Below are 14,877 nucleotides of genomic sequence, written 5' to 3' on the forward strand. Positions count from 1 at the left end.
TCAGCCCCGGTCGACGTCGTCGACCTCGTCGACCTCGTCAGCCCTGGTCGTCCGCCGCAAGGTCCACGATCGCCGCCACCGGCCCGCCGCCCGACGGGCCCTGGTGCACGGCCGCCACCGACACGAACACCGCCGGATCGCCCGTGACGGCCGCGGCCACCCCGCCCACCGCGGCCTTGATCTGGCGGTGCCAGTGCACGTCGGAGTCGTCCAGCATGATGTTGCGCCGCCCCCGCACCCGCCCCGACGGGTCGGCCTCGCACTTCATGAACACGTTCACCAGCCGCCCGCCCAGGTCGGAGTGGTGCGGCCGCTCCGGCAGCGCCAGGCCGGCGTCGCGGATCGCCGCCCAGATGCCGTCGGCGTCCAGCGCGTCGCGCATCACCGCGTGCCCCGCCCGATAGCGCCCGCCGATGCCGCGCACGTTGCCCACCAGCACGATCTGCGCCCGGTCCAGCTCCACCCCCGACGAGCACGACGCCACCGAGGAGTAGAGCGACAGGTCCTTGTGGATCTGCTCCGCCGACGGCATCGCGATCTCCCCGAGCGCCACCGCCACCCCCAGCGCCGTGGTCGAGTTGGACAGGTCCATCGACGGGCCCGTCTCCTCGATCGCGGTGTCCTGGCCACGCTCCCGCGCCTCGGTGATCGTCGCCAGCGTCAGCAGCGGCGTCTTCGTCTGCACGTAGTGGACGTCACGCGGGTCGTCGATGCCGGCGAGCTTCATCGCCTCGCGCACCCCCGCGGCCACCTTCTCCACCATGGCAGGCCTGCCGATGTCCTCCGGCAGGATCACCTCGCTCATCGCCACCCCGACCGACACGCGCGGCTCGTCCGACGGCACCGCCCGCGCCGGGTCGAGCGTCGCGAAGATCGTGGCGTGCGGGCTCAGCACCCCGTCGGTGCCGCCCGACCACACCAGCGGCACGCTCTCCGGCGCCGGATGCCCCCGCGACGCCAGCACCTCACGGAAGGCGCGGTCGGCCAGGATGCGCGTGTAGTCGTTCACGCCGCCGTTGCCCTCGGTCTTGCCCACCACGGCCAGCACCCGGTGCGCCTCGATCACCCCGTCGTCGATGAGCCGCGCCAGCCCCGACGCGTCGGTCACGCTCTCGATCGGCACCTTGCGCACTTCGATCGGATCCGGCATCCGCCCGCCCCTTCCCGCCACGTCGATCGGCATACCCAGCCTGACGCTAGTGACGCCGCCGCACGGCCACACCGGCAATGTGTGCCAGTAGGGTCCAGGTGTGATTCGTGAAACCGTCGCCAACGGGATCAAGCTGACGTACCGCGAAGAAGGCGACCCGGCCGCGCCGGCGCTTGTGCTCCTGCACGGGCGGACCGCCGACCACAACGACTGGAACGGCATCACCCAGCACCTCGCCCGGCGCCACCACGTGCTCGTACCCGACCTGCGCGGCCACGGCGCCAGCGACCGGCCCGGCACGTACGCCATCCCCGACATGGCCGAGGACGTCGCCGGCCTCCTCGACGCCCTCGGCATCGACCGCGCCGTCGTCGTCGGCCACTCCCTCGGCGGCATGGTCGCCTACCACCTGGCCATGAACCACCCCGGCCGCGTCACCCGCCTCGTCATCGAGGACTCCGCCGCCCCCGAGCCCATGCACGGCCGCGCGCCGCTCGTGGAGGACGACTCCACCGGCTTCGACTGGCGCATGATGCACGACACCGAACGGCAGTTCCTCGATCCCGACCCGGCCTGGCTCGCCGGGCTCGCCCGGATCACCGCCCCGACGCTCGTCATCTCCGGCGGCGCCGCCAGCCCCTTCCGCGCCGACCGCCTCGCCGCCCGCATCCCCGGCGCCGCCCTCGTCACCATCGAAGCCGGCCACCTCGTCCACGTCACCAATCCCAAAGCCTTCAAAGCGGCCCTGGACACCTTCCTCTCTGCCTGACTCCGGCCCTACAAGCGCCCCACCCCGTCGCGGGAACCCGCCCTCCAGCCCACCCCGCCCCCGGGCCCGTACGCACCACCGGCCTACCGAACGCCCCGCCGCTCACCTCGGGGGAGCACTGCCCCGCCCCTCTTGGGGGCGCGCCTTCGGGCTGGTGCGGCGGCCCACCCCGGGTGGTCGCACGGGTGAGGGAGGAGACGGCGTGGGCCGCGCGAGCTCGGGCCGCGCCTTCGCGCCTGGCGCGGCGGCTCCACGGGTGTGCGGCGGCGGCTCCGGGGTCGCGGAATTGGCGCTCGGGCAGTGTCCCGGACGGCGGCCCCCGGCAGGCGCTCCCCTTACGGGGTCAGCCCGGCGTGCTGCGGAGGGGCGGTGCCGTGGAGGCCGGACGGGGTCAGGTGAGGCAGGCGCGGAAGACGGCGGTGAGCCGTTGGACGACCTTGTCGCGGGGCGTCGTCGTGGCCGGGCCGAAGAGCTGGCGGAACTGGCCGCTGCCCATGACGATCGCCGTGGCGATCGTGGCGCGCAGCTCGGCGTCCTCACCCGGCAGGCGGTCGACGAGCGGCTCCAGGATGGCGGTGCGGACCCGGTCCTTGGTGATGCTGCGGATCTCGGCGCTGGACCCGGACCGGGTGAGGGTGGCGAGCACCGGGCTGTCGGCTTCGGAGCCGAGCCGGTCGGCGACGTACTCGGCGAGCCGCACGGCCAGGTCGTCGCCTTCGTCGAGCACGCCGGGGAAGCGCCCCTGCTGGGCCAGCACCTCGGCGAACAGCTCCCGCTTCGACCCGAAATATCGGTTGATGAGCGCGACGTTGGCGTTCGCCTCGGCGGCGAGCATGCGCATGGTCACCTCGTCGTAGCCGTGCTCGGCGAACAACCGGCGGGCCGCGTCGAGGATGCGCCGCCGGGTGCCCTCCCGGCTCCTTGGTTCCACGATGACGACAATAGGGGGCCCGCCAAGCGCCCCAGGCCAACGCGACGCGGGAATACTGGCCGTTATCGCCCGCCTTGGACTGTGTGACCGTAATGTCATAAAGATCCGTCAGGGTGGGAAGGGTGGGTACGAAGCTCGGCGATCACATGCGGGAGCGGCTGCGGACGTTCGGGCTGACGGCTCCCTCGATCGCGCAGTCCGCCGTGGGCTCGGCCGTGGCGTGGATGATCGCCACGCAGTTCCTCGGGCACACGCGTCCCTTCTTCGCCCCGATCGCGGTGCTCATCAGCGTCGGCATCGGCCTCGGCCAGCGGCTGCGCCGGGTGGCCGAACTGGTCGTGGGCGTCAGCCTCGGCGTCGGCGTCGGCGACCTGCTGGTGGCCTGGATCGGCTCCGGCCCCTGGCAGATCGCCCTCGTGGTGGCGCTGGCCATGGCGACCGCCGTGCTGCTCGACAGCGGCGCGCTGTTCGCCGCGCAGGCCGCCTCCTCGGCCGTGCTGGTCGCGGCGGTGGTGCCCGGCGACGACATGGGCGGCTTCGACCGCATGCTCGACGCGCTCACCGGCGGCGTCGTCGGCCTGGCCGCCGTGGCGCTCATGCCCGCCAGCCCGCTGACCATCGCGGCCAAACACGCCTCCGGGGTGCTCGACGCGCTGTCCACGGCGCTGGAGCAGGCGGCGGTGGCGATCGAGAAGCGCGACGCCGACCTGGCCGCCGAGGCACTGGAGGAGGCGCGCGGCACCCAGGCGGCGGTGGAGGAGTTCGAGCAGGCGCTGCAGACCAGCAAGGAGATCATCATGATCTCCCCGATGCACTGGCACCGCCGCGCCAGGCTCGCCCGGTACGAGACGGCCGCCGAGCCCGTCGACCACGCGCTCAGGAACGCCCGCGTGCTGGCCCGCCGCACCCTGGCCGCGCTCGGCGAGTACCCGCCGCCCCCGCCCGCGCTGGCCGACTCGCTCCGTGAGGTGTCGGAGGCGGCGCTGCTGCTGCAACTGGAGCTGGGCGCGGGCCGCGAGCCCGTGCTGGCCAGGCAGGCGCTGCTGGCCGTCGCCACCCGCCAGCGTCCCGAACGCCTGGGCTTCTCCGCCGACGTGATCGTGGCCCAGCTCCGCTCGATCGTGGTCGACCTGCTCCGGGCGACGGGCACCGGCGAGGAGGAGTCGACGGCCGCCCTGCCCCCCGTGAACGCCCCACCCCGGCCCTGACCCTCCCGTCCCTGACCCTCCCGTCCCTCGCTGCCCCGTCCGCCCCTGACCCGTCTCACGGCCGCACGTCATGGAATCGTCGTACGGGATCGGCGGCGTGAGCCTGGTGGGCGGGGCGGGAGAGGGCGCGGGTAGTCTCGGACGCTGTGCCGAGCATTCCGCAACCCCTCGACCCCGACGACGACGGCGGTGTCGCGCCCGCCGTGGCCGCCGCGCTGGACGACTACCAGCGGGGTGCGGCGGGCCCCGACCGGGTGCTCAACGCGCTCACCGGCGCCCGCCTCCTGGTGCCCGTCGTGGCCCTGCTCACCGAGTCCGAGGTGGGCGAGCACGGCCTGCGGCAGGAGAAGGAGAGCGAGATGGCCCTGCCCAAGCTCGTCGGCAAGGACGGCAGGCAGGCGGTGCTGGCGTTCACCGGCACGGAGGCGCTGATCAGATGGCGTCCCGACGCCCGGCCGATCCAGGCGAGCACGCTGCAGGTGTGCCGGGCGGCCGTGGGGGAGGAGGCGGCGGCGGTGGTCGTGGACGTGGCGGGCCCGGTGACGTTCGTGATCGAGGGTGACGTGCTGCGGGCGCTGGCCGCCGTCGAGTCCGGCACGCTCGACCAGCTCCCCGGCGTGACCGTCGCCCGCGTCGAGCCGATCGCCAGACGCCGCTGGTTCCGCCGCCGCACGAACTGAGCCCGTACGAACTGAGCCCGTACGAACCGAGCCCGCGCGGACGGGACGCGGGTCAGGAGCCCGACTCCGACCACTCCTGCTCCTCCTGGTCGACCATGGACACGCGGCTGCCGAGCGCCTTCTCCATCGCCGGGCTGAGGCCGGGGAGGGTGCGGATGAGGATCTCCGACTCGCCGATCACCTTCCGCTTGGCCGCGGTGGGCGCGGGCCCGCACGTTCGCGGCGACGAGCGCGATGAGCGCGAGCGCCGCCACCACGGACGCCACCGTGACCGCGCGCGAGGCGCTGTGGTCCTCGCCCTCGATGTACCGGGCGAGGAGCTCCAGCAGGACGGGCACCAGCACGAAGGTCGAGAGGACGACGGCGATCCTGGTGAATTTTGTCCCCGCCCATCTGGAAATCATCCGACGGCCGGGCCCGCGCCCGCAATAGTGTCGGGCCGTGCTCGCACTGCTGGGGGTGCTCGGCCTCGTCGCCGGTCGCTACGTCAGGACCCTGGCCGGCGCCTTCGCCCCCGACCCCGCCGACCATCGGGCCGAGGCCCGCGCCGCGCTGCGCGCCCTCGTGCGCACCGTCCCGGTCCCGGCCTGGCCGCCGCTGCCCGAGGTGGTCACCGCCGTCGTGACCGTGCTCGTCGCCTGGCGGGCCGGCCTGCCGTACGTGTACGCGGCGGTGGCGGGGACGGCGCTGGCCTTCGTCGACTGGCGCACCAGCCGCCTGCCGGACGTGATCACGCTGCCGTCGTACCCGATCCTCGTGCTGACGCTGCTGCCCACCGGGGAGCTGCCCAGGGCGCTGCTCGGCGGGCTCGCGCTGGCCGCCGCGTACGGTGTGCTCTGGTTCGTCAGGCCGGCCGATCTGGGGCTGGGCGACGTCAAGCTGGCCGGGCTGATCGGCCTGGCGTGCGGGGCGCTCGGCTGGCAGGCGTGGGCCGTCGCGGCGCTGGGCGGGCAGTTCCTGGGCGCCCTGTACGCGGTCGTCCTGCTGGCGACCAGGCGCGCGACACGCGCGACCCAGTTCCCGTTCGGGCCGTTCATGCTGCTCGGCGCCCTGGCCGGGCTCTGTCTCGGTGGATGAACGCCGGACATCCCACTGGGCCGCGCATGGAAGACTTGGAGGCATGTTGCGCTGGTTGACTGCCGGAGAGTCTCACGGCCCCGAGCTCGTTGCCGTTCTGGAAGGCCTGCCCGCCGGGGTCGAGGTGACCACGGCCGCCATCGACGAGGCGCTGCGCCGGCGCCGCCTCGGCTACGGGCGCGGCGCCCGCATGAAGTTCGAGCAGGACGAGGTGACGATCGTGGGCGGGGTGCGGCACGGCCGCACCATGGGCAGCCCCGTCGCCGTCCGCATCGGCAACACCGAGTGGCCCAAATGGGAGAAGGTCATGTCGGCCGACCCGGTCGACCCGGCGGAGCTGGAGGGCCTGGCGCGCAACGCGCCGCGCTCGCGGCCCCGGCCGGGCCACGCCGACCTGGCCGGCATGCAGAAGTACGGGTTCGACGACGCCCGCCAGGTGCTCGACCGGGCCAGCGCCCGCGAGACGGCGGCCCGCGTCGCGCTCGGCGAGGTGGCCAGGCGCTTCCTCAAGCAGGCGCTCGGCGTCGACATCGTCAGCCACGTCACCTCCATCGGCGACGCCGTCACGCCGGCCGACGAGCTGCCCGGCCCCAACGACCTGGCCCGCGTCGACGCCGACCCGGTCCGCTGCGCCGACCCGGCGGGCAGCGCCGCCATGGTCGAGGTGATCGACCGGGCGCACAAGGACGGCGACACGCTCGGCGGCGTCGTCGAGGTGCTGGCCTACGGCCTGCCGCCCGGCCTGGGCAGCTACACGCACTGGGACCGGCGCCTCGACTCGCGGCTGGCCGGCGCGCTCATGGGCATCCAGGCGATCAAGGGCGTGGCCGTCGGCGACGGCTTCGAGACCGCCCGCAGGCCCGGCTCGCGGGCCCACGACGAGATCGCCTACACCACGGGCGACGGCGTGCGGCGCGTCACCAACCGGGCGGGCGGCGTCGAGGGCGGCATGACCAACGGCGAGATCCTGCGCGTCAGCGCCGCGATGAAGCCCATCTCGACCGTGCCCAGGGCGCTGGCCACGATCGACGTCAAGACGGGCGAGGCCGCCAAGGCCCACCACGAGCGCTCCGACGTGTGCGCGGTCCCGGCGGCGGGCATCGTCGCCGAGGCGATGGTGGCGCTGGTGCTGGCCGACGCCGCGTTGGAGAAGTTCGGCGGCGACTCCGTGGAGGAAGTCGCCCGCAACCTGTCCGGCTACCTCTCATCCATGGTGATCAAATGACCAAGGCCGTGCTGATCGGCCCGCCCGGGTCGGGCAAGACCACTCTCGGCCGCCTTCTCGCCGAGCGGCTCGGCGTCGCCTTCCGCGACACCGACGCCGACGTCGAGGCCGTCGCGGGCAAGCCCGTCAGCGAGATCTTCATCGACGACGGCGAGGAGCGCTTCCGCGAGCTGGAGCACGAGGCGGTGCGGCGGGCGCTGGCCGAGCACGACGGCGTCCTGTCGCTCGGCGGCGGCGCCGTGCTGCACGAGGAGACGCAGGCCCTGCTCGCCGGCCACCCGGTCGTCTACCTTCAGGTCGGCCTGGCCGACGCGGTGCAGCGGGTCGGTCTCGCCTCGGCCAGGCCGCTGCTCGTGCTCAACCCGCGCAGCCAGCTCAAGCGGCTGATGGAGGAGCGCCGGCCCGTCTACGAGCGGCTGGCCGTGCTGACCGTCGACACCGGCGGGCGCGAGCCCGACGAGCTGGCCGACGAGATCCTGAAGGGCCTGGCGGCATGAGCGTGACGCGGATCGCCGTGCGCGGCGACAGCCCGTACGAGGTCGTCGTCGGCACGGGCGTGCTCGGCGAGCTGCCGGGGCTGTTCAGGCCCGGGGTGCGCACGGTGGCGGTGATCCACCCGGAGAGCCTGCCGGAGATCTCGCGGCCGGTGTGCGCGGCGCTGTCCGACGCCGGGTTCGACGTGGTCGCGCTGCCGGTGCCCGACGGCGAGCAGGCCAAGACCGTCGAGGTGGCCGCCCAGCTCTGGTCGGCGCTCGGCCGCCACGGCGTCACCCGTTCCGACGCGGTCGTCGGCGTGGGCGGCGGCGCGACCACCGACCTGGCCGGGTTCGTGGCCGGGACGTGGCTGCGCGGCGTGCAGGTCGTGCTCGTCCCCACCACGCTGCTGGCGATGGTCGACGCGGCCGTCGGCGGCAAGAACGGCATCGACACCCCCGAGGGCAAGAACCTGGTCGGCACCTTCCTGCCTCCGGCGGGCGTGCTGTGCGACCTGGCGACGCTGCCCAGCATGCCGCGCGCCGACTACGTGGCCGGCCTCGCCGAGATCATCAAGGGCGGCTTCATCGCCGACCCGCGCATTCTCGAGCTCATCGAGGACGACCCCGACGCCGCCACCAGGCCCGAGGGCGGCCACACCCGCGAGCTGATCGAGCGCAAGATCCAGGTCAAGGCCGACGTGGTCGGCGCCGACCTGCGCGAGGCCGGGCTGCGCGAGATCCTCAACTACGGCCACACGCTCGCCCACGCGATCGAGCGCGCGGAGAGCTACCGGATGCGCCACGGCGAGGCGGTCGCCATCGGCATGGTGTTCGCCGCCGAGCTGTCCCGGCTCGACGGCCGCGTCGGGCCCGACCTGGTCGAGCGCACCCGCGCCATCCTGACGTCGGTCGGCCTGCCCACCGCCTACCCGGCCGACGCCTGGCCGAGGCTGCGCGACCACATGCGCCTCGACAAGAAGAACCGCGGCGCCAAGCAGCGCTTCGTCGTGCTCGACGGCCTGGCCCGGCCAGGCCGGCTGGAGGACCCGCCCGAGGAGCTTTTGGAAGCCGCCTACCGTGCCGTCGCGCGTGTCACCGGGCATTAACGTGTGTGGGCCACTACAGTCGTGGCCCACGCCGCGGCACGACGAAAAAGCGGAGATGAACAGCAGGTCATGAGGCATTACGGCTCCTTCGTGGCGCTCGGTGACAGTTTCACCGAGGGCTTGAACGACCCCGGCACCAACGGCCACTATCGAGGCTGGGCCGACCGGGTCGCAGAACGGCTCGCACAGGACGATGCGTCGTTCCGCTACGCCAACCTGGCGGTGCGCGGCAGGCTGCTCGACCAGATCGTCACCGAGCAGGTCCCCGCGGCCGTGCAGATGGCTCCTGACCTGGTCAGCCTCTGCGCCGGCGGCAACGACCTGCTGCGGCCGGGCAGCGACCCCGACGTGATGGCCAAGCGGCTGGCGGGCGCGGTGCGCGAGCTGCGCTCCTGCGGCGCCGACGTGCTGCTGTTCACCGGCGTCGACCCGCGTGACATGCCGCTGATGCGGCGGCTGCGCGGCCGCTTCGCCGTCTTCTACCTGCACGTGCGCTCGATCGCCGACCTCTACGGCTGCCACCTGGTGGACCAGTGGTCGATGCAGGGCCTGCGCGACTGGCGGGCGTGGAGCGAGGACCGCCTCCACATGAACGCCGACGGTCACCGGCTGGTGGCCGCCCGCGTGCTCGACATCCTCGGCGTCCCGTTCGACGACTGGCACAAGTCGTGGCCGGAGCGGGCCGTGGATCCGCGCGCCCGCCGCAAGGAGGACGCCCAGTGGATGCGCGAGCACCTGGTGCCGTGGGTGTCGCGCCGCCTGCGCGGCGTCTCCTCGGGCGACGGGCTCGCGCCCAAGCGGCCGGAGCTGTCGGTCTGGTCCTGACCGCCCGCCCGCTCACCTGACGATCCCGTACGGCAATCCGTACGGGATCGTGTCATTCGGCGGCGAGCCGTTTGAGGGCGGCGCGCGGGACGGCGGGGTCGGTCGTGCGCCAGAACGGCGGGAGCGAGCCCAGCAGGAAGCCGCTGTAGCGGGCGGTGGCCAGCCGGGGGTCGAGGACGGCGATGACGCCCTTGTCGTCCTGGGAGCGCAGCAGGCGGCCGGTGCCCTGGGCGAGCAGGAGCGCGGCGTGGGTGGCGGCCACGGTCATGAAGCCGTTGCCGCCGCGGGCGGCCACGTGGCGCTGCCGGGCCGAGGTGAGCGGGTCGTCGGGGCGCGGGAACGGGACGCGGTCGATGATGACCAGCCGCAGCGACGGGCCGGGCACGTCGACGCCCTGCCAGAGCGACAGCGTGCCGAACAGGCAGGTCCTCTCGTCCTCGGCGAACTGCTTGACCAGCAGCATGGTCGAGTCGTCGCCCTGGCACAGCAGCGGCACGTCCAGGCGCTCGCGCAGCGCCTCGGTGGCGGCCTTGGCGGCCCGCATGGAGGAGAACAGGCCGAGCGTGCGCCCTCCCGCGGCCTCGATCAGCTCGGTGATCTCGTCGAGGTAGGCCTGGGGGAGGCCGTCGCGGCCGGGCTGGGGCAGGTGCTTGGCGACGTAGAGGATGCCGGCGCGCGGGTGGTCGAACGGCGAGCCGACGTCCATGCCCTGCCAGCCCTTGTCGCCCAGCCCCCACTGCCGGGCCATGCCGTCGAACGTGCCGCCGAGCGCCAGCGTGGCGGAGGTGAGCACCACGGTGCGGTCGCCGAACAGCTTGTCGCGCAGCATGCCGCCCACGTTGAGCGGGGCGACGCGCAGCATCGGCGGGCGGCGGTCGGTGCCGGCCTCCAGCCACACGACCTCGGCCCGGTCGGCCTCGGAGGCGTGGCCGTAGGCCTCCAGCATGCGCACGGCGGTGTCGTGGACCTCGTCGAGCGCGGTGAAGGCGGCCTTGCGCTGCCCGGCGCGGTCGGGGTCGTCCTTGTCGCCGCCGCGCGGGCCGAGCGCGGTCAGGCAGCGGGCGGCGCTGTCGCGCACCAGCGCGAGCGTCAGGCCGAGCACCTCGGGCAGCTCGTCCACGCGGCCGGGCGGGGCGGCGGCCAGCAGCGCCTTGAGGTCTTCGCCGGCCTCCAGGAGCTGGTCGGCGATGGGCTGCTCGATGAGGCGGCCCACCCGGCGCACGGCCAGCGACACCGAGCTCTCCGACAGCTCGCTCGTCACCACCGAGGTGACCCGGTCGACCAGCTCGTGCGCCTCGTCGACGACGACGAGGTCGTGCTCGGGCAGCACCGGCAGGTCGCCCATGGCGTCGATGGCCAGCAGCGCGTGGTTGGTGACGACGACGTCGACCTCGCCGGCCCGCGCCCTGGCCAGCTCGGCGAAGCACTCGGCGCCGCTGGGGCAGCGGGTGGCGCCCAGGCACTCCTGGGCGCTGACGGAGAACTGCCGCCAGGCCTGCTCGCTCACGCCGGGCACCAGCTCGTCGCGGTCGCCGGTCTCGGTCTCGTCGGCCCACTCCTGGATGCGCTGGACCATGCGGCCGGTCGCGCTGACCTCGCGCGGGTCGAACAGCTGGTCCTGCTCGTCGTCCTCGGGCCAGCCGGCGGTGGCCTTGTAGCGGCACAGGTAGTTGCGGCGGCCCTTGAGGATGGCGAACGTCGGCTCGTGCGGCAGCTCCTTGGCCAGCGCCTCGGCCAGCCGGGGCAGGTCGCGGTCGACGAGCTGGCGCTGCAGCGCGATCGTGGCCGTGGAGACGACCACGGGGGTGTCGGTGTCCATGGCGTGCCGGATCGAGGGCACCAGGTAGGCCAGGGACTTGCCGGTGCCGGTGCCCGCCTGGACGGCCAGGTGCTCCTCGGCGTCGATGGCCTGTTGCACGGCCTTGACCATGCTGATCTGGCCGTGGCGTTCGCTCCCTCCGAGAGCGTCGACCGCGATGCTGAGCAGTGAGTCCGCTGACGGGAGATGGGAGTCCGGCACGGCAGTAAACGCTACCCGCATTCCGAGGTCGCCGCGCCGAACGCGGTGTGATCGGCCATACGCATCCCGGCGTTCGCGGGCCCGTCCGCCGTCGCCCGTGGCACACTGGCCGTCGGTGCTCCAACTGGTCGTGGAGTGACCTGCGGGGGTGTCGGTGGAGATGGTTTTGTAGGCTTCTCCGGGGTTGAGTGGACGTATTAGGGCTGGATGTGCAGGATGTCTGCCATGTCGGAAGTTGTCCCGTTGCCGTCGTTCGGCGAAGTGTTCTTCGATGCCCGAGGCCAGGAGCGGTGTCTCCGTGTCACCTGGCACGAGGGCACGCTGGTGCTCAGCCTGTGGCGGGGGGAGATGTGCACGGCGAGCTTCCGCATGCCGATGGACGACGTCGGCCGGCTGCTCGACACCCTCGACGACGGTTTCGCCGAGGCCACCGGTGAGCAGCCCGCCGTGCCCGCCCAGGACCCCGGGACCGAGGTGATCCCCGGCACCGGGACCTACCACCGGCCGCCGCAGACCGGCCAGCACCAGCCGGCCCCGGACGACCGGCCGGCGGCCTCGCTGTCGCCCAACGACGTGCTCGTGGCCCGGGGCAACCCGGCCCACCAGGACAAGCTCGTCGCCTCCTACGGCGACACCCGCGAGCAGCAGCGCCAGCCCTTCTCCGGCCCGCAGTACAGCGACCCGCTGACCGGCCCGGCCCCCGCCGAGCCGTTCACCGGCCCGCAGTACACCGACAGCGGCTACCACGACCCGCTGTCCGGCCCCCACTTCACGCAGGACCAGCAGCCCTTCACCGGCCCCCAGTACGCCGAGGAGTCGCCCACCGCCTCCACCGGGCCCGTCTACCAGCTGCCCGGCGACCGCCCGTCGCCCCTGTCGACCGACCCGCTCGGCTTCCCCTCCCAGGCCAGTACTCCGTACCAGAGCGACTCCTACCAGGCCGACTCCTACCAGGCCGGGTCCTACCAGAACGAGCCGTACCACTCGGGTGAGACCTACCGGCAGCCCGACCCGTACCCGCAGCACCAGGCCGACCCCTACGCGGGCCGGCAGGCCCCCAGCCGTCCCCAGCCGCCCGTACAGGCCGCCGCCGGGCTCGGCACCCCGATGCACGGCATCCCGGGCGCGGGCCGCCGCCAGGACCCCTTCCAGGACCGCGCGTACGGCCAGGAGCCGTCCTACGGCCAGGACCCCGGCTACGGGCAGAGCGGCGCTTACGGCCAGGACCCCGGTTACGGCCAGGATCCCGGCTACGGGCAGGGCGGCGGTTACGGGCAGGACCGGGCCGACGGGCGCACGCCGCCCAACCCGGTCGACCCGCTGCTCGCCCTCGGCAAGCAGGCCGAGCCGTACCACCCGCAGGACTCCGACATGACCCGCCCGTACGTCGGCGATCCGATGTTCTCCACCGGCGAGCGGCTGCGCCCCGAGCAGCAGCCGTACGACGATCGCGGCGAACGCCGCGAATGGTGATCGCCACCCACTAGCGGCGTTTCCTACACTTGGCCCGACAAATTGGGCGCCATATGTGGAGGAGCCGCCGGTGAACCCGTCGACTGGCCTGCAACTGCTGCTGCTGGCCGGGGGCGCCGTCGCGCTCGCGGCCGTGGCCCGGCGCCGGGGCTGGCCCGCGCCGCTGCTGCTGGTCGCGGCCGGGCTGCTCGTCTCGCCGCTGGTCCCGGCGGTGCGGCTGGACCCGGAGCTGGTGCTCTACGTGTTCCTGCCGCCGCTGCTCTACTCGGCCGCGTTCGACAGCTCCTACCTGCGGCTGCGTGACGCCCGGGGCCCGGTGGCGCTGCTGTCGGTCGGCCTCGTGCTGTTCACCACGGTCGTGGTGGGCCTGGTCGTGCACCTCATGCTGCCCGCCGTGCCGCTGGCGGCGGCGTTCGCGCTCGGCGCCGTCATCGCGCCGCCCGACGCGGTCGCCGCCGTGGCCGTCGGCAGGCGGCTCGGGCTGCCGCGCCGGACGCTGACCATCCTCATCGGCGAGAGCCTGTTCAACGACGCCACCGCGCTGACCGCCTACCGGGTGGCGATCGCGGCGGCCGTCGGCGGCAGCATCGACCTGCTGGAGGGCGGCTGGCAGTTCCTCGTGGCCGCCGCCGGGGGCGTGCTGATCGGGCTGGCGCTGGCGTACGCGTTCGCCTGGCTGTTCCGCCACACGCGCGACTCGCTGGTCGAGAACACGCTGATGCTGCTCATCCCGTTCGCCGCCTACCTGGCGGCCGAGAGCGTGCACGCCTCCGGGGTGATCGCCGTCGTGATCGTGGGGCTCCACCTGGGCAACCAGATGCACCTGCGCGGGTTCGGCACCCGGCTCGTGTCGGACTCGGTGTGGAAGGTCAGCGACTTCTTCCTGGAGACGATCGTCTTCGCGCTGATCGGGCTGCAGCTCGTCACCGTGGTCGAGGGCATCGTCGGCTACAGCCCGTGGGAGGTCGCGCTCTACGCGCTCGTGGTGTTCCTGGTGACGGTCGCGGTGCGGTTCGCCTGGGTGTTCGCCGCCGCCCACCTGCCGCGCCTGTTCAGGCGGGGGTACGAGGCGCCGTCGCCGCAGCAGCTCACGATCGTCGGCTGGGCGGGCATGCGGGGTGTGGTCTCGCTGGCGGCCGCGCTGCTCATCCCCGACATCCCGGACCGCGAGATCCTGCTCTTCCTCACCTTCACCACCGTGATCAGCACGCTGCTCGTCCAGGGCCTGACGTTCCCGGCCCTGATCAGGCGGCTGCGCGTGTCGAGCGAGCAGGAGCTGTACGAGGACCGCCTCGCCGAGGCGTCGGCCCAGCAGGCGGCGCTGGAGGCCGGCCTGGCCGAGCTGGACCGCCTGGTCGCCGCCGAGGGCCAGCCGGACGAGATCCAGCGGCAGGTCATCGACCAGCTCAGGGAGAAGTCCTGGCGGCGCTCCCTGTCGGCCTGGGAGCGCCTGGGCGGCGGCACCGGCCACGGCGGCGCCGAGACGCCCAGCGCCCTCTACAGGCGGCTGCGCCGCGACATGCTCCAGGCCGAGCGGCAGGTGTTCGTCCGGCTGCGCGACGAGCGGCGGCTGGACGACGAGGTGCTGCGCGAGGTGATGGCCCAGCTCGACTTCGAGGAGGCCATCCTGGAGCGTTAGCCCATCGAGCTGTCGACGAAGCACCACCGCCACTTCTCGTTCGGCTCGAACGACTGCACCACCGGGTGGCCGGTGCCGTGGAAGTGCGCGGTCGCGTGCTTGCCGGGCGAGGAGTCGCAGCAGCCCACATGGCCGCACTCCAGGCAGCGCCGCAGGTGCACCCAGCGGCCACCGGAGGCCAGGCACTCCTCGCAGCCCTCGGGAGTGCGCGCCTGCGGGTCGTCAGCCTGGGAAAGATGCTCACACATAGCCATGAGCCGATCCTATTTCGGGCCGGCCGGCCGCCGGATGCCGGGCG

15 protein-coding genes are annotated in these 14,877 nt (G+C 73.5%); 10 read left to right on the forward strand and 5 right to left on the reverse strand.

Annotation, left to right across the window (positions count from 1 at the left end; all coding sequences use genetic code 11):
• Positions 1-37: 37 nt before the first annotated feature.
• The gene (locus ACBI99_RS10525) at positions 38-1,150 is read right to left on the reverse strand and encodes a ring-opening amidohydrolase (protein WP_357589448.1); all 1,113 of its coding nucleotides are present in this window, start codon (positions 1,148-1,150) and stop codon (positions 38-40) included.
• A 100-nt stretch (positions 1,151-1,250) separates the two neighbouring features.
• Here ACBI99_RS10525 and ACBI99_RS10530 point away from each other — a divergent pair, with 100 nt between their 5' ends.
• Positions 1,251-1,919, forward strand: coding sequence for an alpha/beta fold hydrolase (locus ACBI99_RS10530; protein ID WP_219506630.1), 669 nt, complete (start codon positions 1,251-1,253; stop codon positions 1,917-1,919).
• A gap of 391 nt (positions 1,920-2,310) precedes the next feature.
• On the opposite strand, the gene ACBI99_RS10535 is transcribed toward ACBI99_RS10530, so the two are convergent.
• On the reverse strand, positions 2,311-2,850 hold the full coding sequence (locus tag ACBI99_RS10535) for a TetR family transcriptional regulator (protein WP_357589446.1): 540 nt from the start codon (positions 2,848-2,850) through the stop codon (positions 2,311-2,313).
• A 122-nt stretch (positions 2,851-2,972) separates the two neighbouring features.
• Between ACBI99_RS10535 and ACBI99_RS10540 the strand changes: the two genes are divergently transcribed.
• Positions 2,973-4,058: an aromatic acid exporter family protein gene (locus ACBI99_RS10540; RefSeq protein WP_375072187.1), complete on the forward strand. Its 1,086-nt coding sequence runs from the start codon at positions 2,973-2,975 to the stop codon at positions 4,056-4,058.
• 146 nt (positions 4,059-4,204) lie between these two features.
• Positions 4,205-4,738 (forward strand): SseB family protein, encoded by a 534-nt coding sequence (locus ACBI99_RS10545; RefSeq protein WP_375072188.1) that lies wholly within the window; start codon positions 4,205-4,207, stop codon positions 4,736-4,738.
• Between the two features lie 52 nt (positions 4,739-4,790).
• Here the strand turns inward: ACBI99_RS10545 and ACBI99_RS10550 are convergent, their stop codons facing one another.
• Complete coding sequence (locus ACBI99_RS10550; protein WP_375072189.1) at positions 4,791-4,919, reverse strand: hypothetical protein; 129 nt, start codon at positions 4,917-4,919, stop codon at positions 4,791-4,793.
• Positions 4,920-5,179: 260 nt separating this feature from the next.
• Between ACBI99_RS10550 and ACBI99_RS10555 the strand changes: the two genes are divergently transcribed.
• From ACBI99_RS10555 to ACBI99_RS10575, 5 genes are all read left to right on the forward strand, one after another.
• A complete protein-coding gene (locus ACBI99_RS10555) occupies positions 5,180-5,815 on the forward strand; it encodes an A24 family peptidase (protein WP_219506622.1) in 636 nt (211 codons plus the stop codon).
• Between the two features lie 43 nt (positions 5,816-5,858).
• Positions 5,859-7,040 carry a chorismate synthase gene (gene aroC / locus ACBI99_RS10560; protein ID WP_219506620.1) on the forward strand — a complete coding sequence of 394 codons (1,182 nt, stop codon included), beginning with the start codon at positions 5,859-5,861 and terminating at the stop codon, positions 7,038-7,040.
• Complete coding sequence (locus ACBI99_RS10565; RefSeq protein WP_375072190.1) at positions 7,037-7,537, forward strand: shikimate kinase; 501 nt, start codon at positions 7,037-7,039, stop codon at positions 7,535-7,537. Before aroC ends, ACBI99_RS10565 begins: the two co-directional genes overlap by 4 nt.
• Positions 7,534-8,622: a 3-dehydroquinate synthase gene (aroB, locus tag ACBI99_RS10570; protein ID WP_375072191.1), complete on the forward strand. Its 1,089-nt coding sequence runs from the start codon at positions 7,534-7,536 to the stop codon at positions 8,620-8,622. Before ACBI99_RS10565 ends, aroB begins: the two co-directional genes overlap by 4 nt.
• 69 nt (positions 8,623-8,691) lie before the next feature.
• On the forward strand, positions 8,692-9,447 hold the full coding sequence (locus tag ACBI99_RS10575; protein ID WP_375072193.1) for an SGNH/GDSL hydrolase family protein: 756 nt from the start codon (positions 8,692-8,694) through the stop codon (positions 9,445-9,447).
• Positions 9,448-9,499: 52 nt separating this feature from the next.
• Here ACBI99_RS10575 and ACBI99_RS10580 read toward each other — a convergent pair whose 3' ends face one another.
• On the reverse strand, positions 9,500-11,488 hold the full coding sequence (locus ACBI99_RS10580; RefSeq protein WP_375072194.1) for an ATP-dependent DNA helicase: 1,989 nt from the start codon (positions 11,486-11,488) through the stop codon (positions 9,500-9,502).
• Between the two features lie 204 nt (positions 11,489-11,692).
• On the opposite strand from ACBI99_RS10580, the gene ACBI99_RS10585 reads away from it, so the two are divergent.
• Positions 11,693-12,940 carry a hypothetical protein gene (locus ACBI99_RS10585; protein WP_219506614.1) on the forward strand — a complete coding sequence of 416 codons (1,248 nt, stop codon included), beginning with the start codon at positions 11,693-11,695 and terminating at the stop codon, positions 12,938-12,940.
• Positions 12,941-13,010: 70 nt separating this feature from the next.
• Positions 13,011-14,579: a Na+/H+ antiporter gene (locus tag ACBI99_RS10590; protein WP_375072195.1), complete on the forward strand. Its 1,569-nt coding sequence runs from the start codon at positions 13,011-13,013 to the stop codon at positions 14,577-14,579.
• Here the strand turns inward: ACBI99_RS10590 and ACBI99_RS10595 are convergent.
• A complete protein-coding gene (locus ACBI99_RS10595; RefSeq protein ID WP_375072196.1) occupies positions 14,576-14,827 on the reverse strand; it encodes a UBP-type zinc finger domain-containing protein in 252 nt (83 codons plus the stop codon). The genes ACBI99_RS10590 and ACBI99_RS10595 overlap by 4 nt on opposite strands.
• Positions 14,828-14,877 lie beyond the last annotated feature (50 nt).

The organism is Nonomuraea sp. ATR24 (assembly GCF_041950485.1).
Classification (GTDB): Bacteria; Actinomycetota; Actinomycetes; order Streptosporangiales; family Streptosporangiaceae; genus Nonomuraea; species Nonomuraea ceibae.

Excerpts from the sequence above, each read along its gene's own strand:
- ACBI99_RS10525 (WP_357589448.1), bottom strand. The coding sequence starts at position 1,150 with ATGCCGGATCCGATCGAAGTGCGCAAGGTGCCGATCGAGAGCGTGACC.
- aroC (WP_219506620.1), top strand. The coding sequence starts at position 5,859 with ATGTTGCGCTGGTTGACTGCCGGAGAGTCTCACGGCCCCGAGCTCGTT.
- ACBI99_RS10565 (WP_375072190.1), top strand. The coding sequence starts at position 7,037 with ATGACCAAGGCCGTGCTGATCGGCCCGCCCGGGTCGGGCAAGACCACT.
- aroB (WP_375072191.1), top strand. The coding sequence starts at position 7,534 with ATGAGCGTGACGCGGATCGCCGTGCGCGGCGACAGCCCGTACGAGGTC.
- ACBI99_RS10575 (WP_375072193.1), top strand. The coding sequence starts at position 8,692 with ATGAGGCATTACGGCTCCTTCGTGGCGCTCGGTGACAGTTTCACCGAG.
- ACBI99_RS10580 (WP_375072194.1), bottom strand. The coding sequence starts at position 11,488 with ATGCGGGTAGCGTTTACTGCCGTGCCGGACTCCCATCTCCCGTCAGCG.
- ACBI99_RS10585 (WP_219506614.1), top strand. The coding sequence starts at position 11,693 with ATGTCGGAAGTTGTCCCGTTGCCGTCGTTCGGCGAAGTGTTCTTCGAT.
- ACBI99_RS10595 (WP_375072196.1), bottom strand. The coding sequence starts at position 14,827 with ATGTGTGAGCATCTTTCCCAGGCTGACGACCCGCAGGCGCGCACTCCC.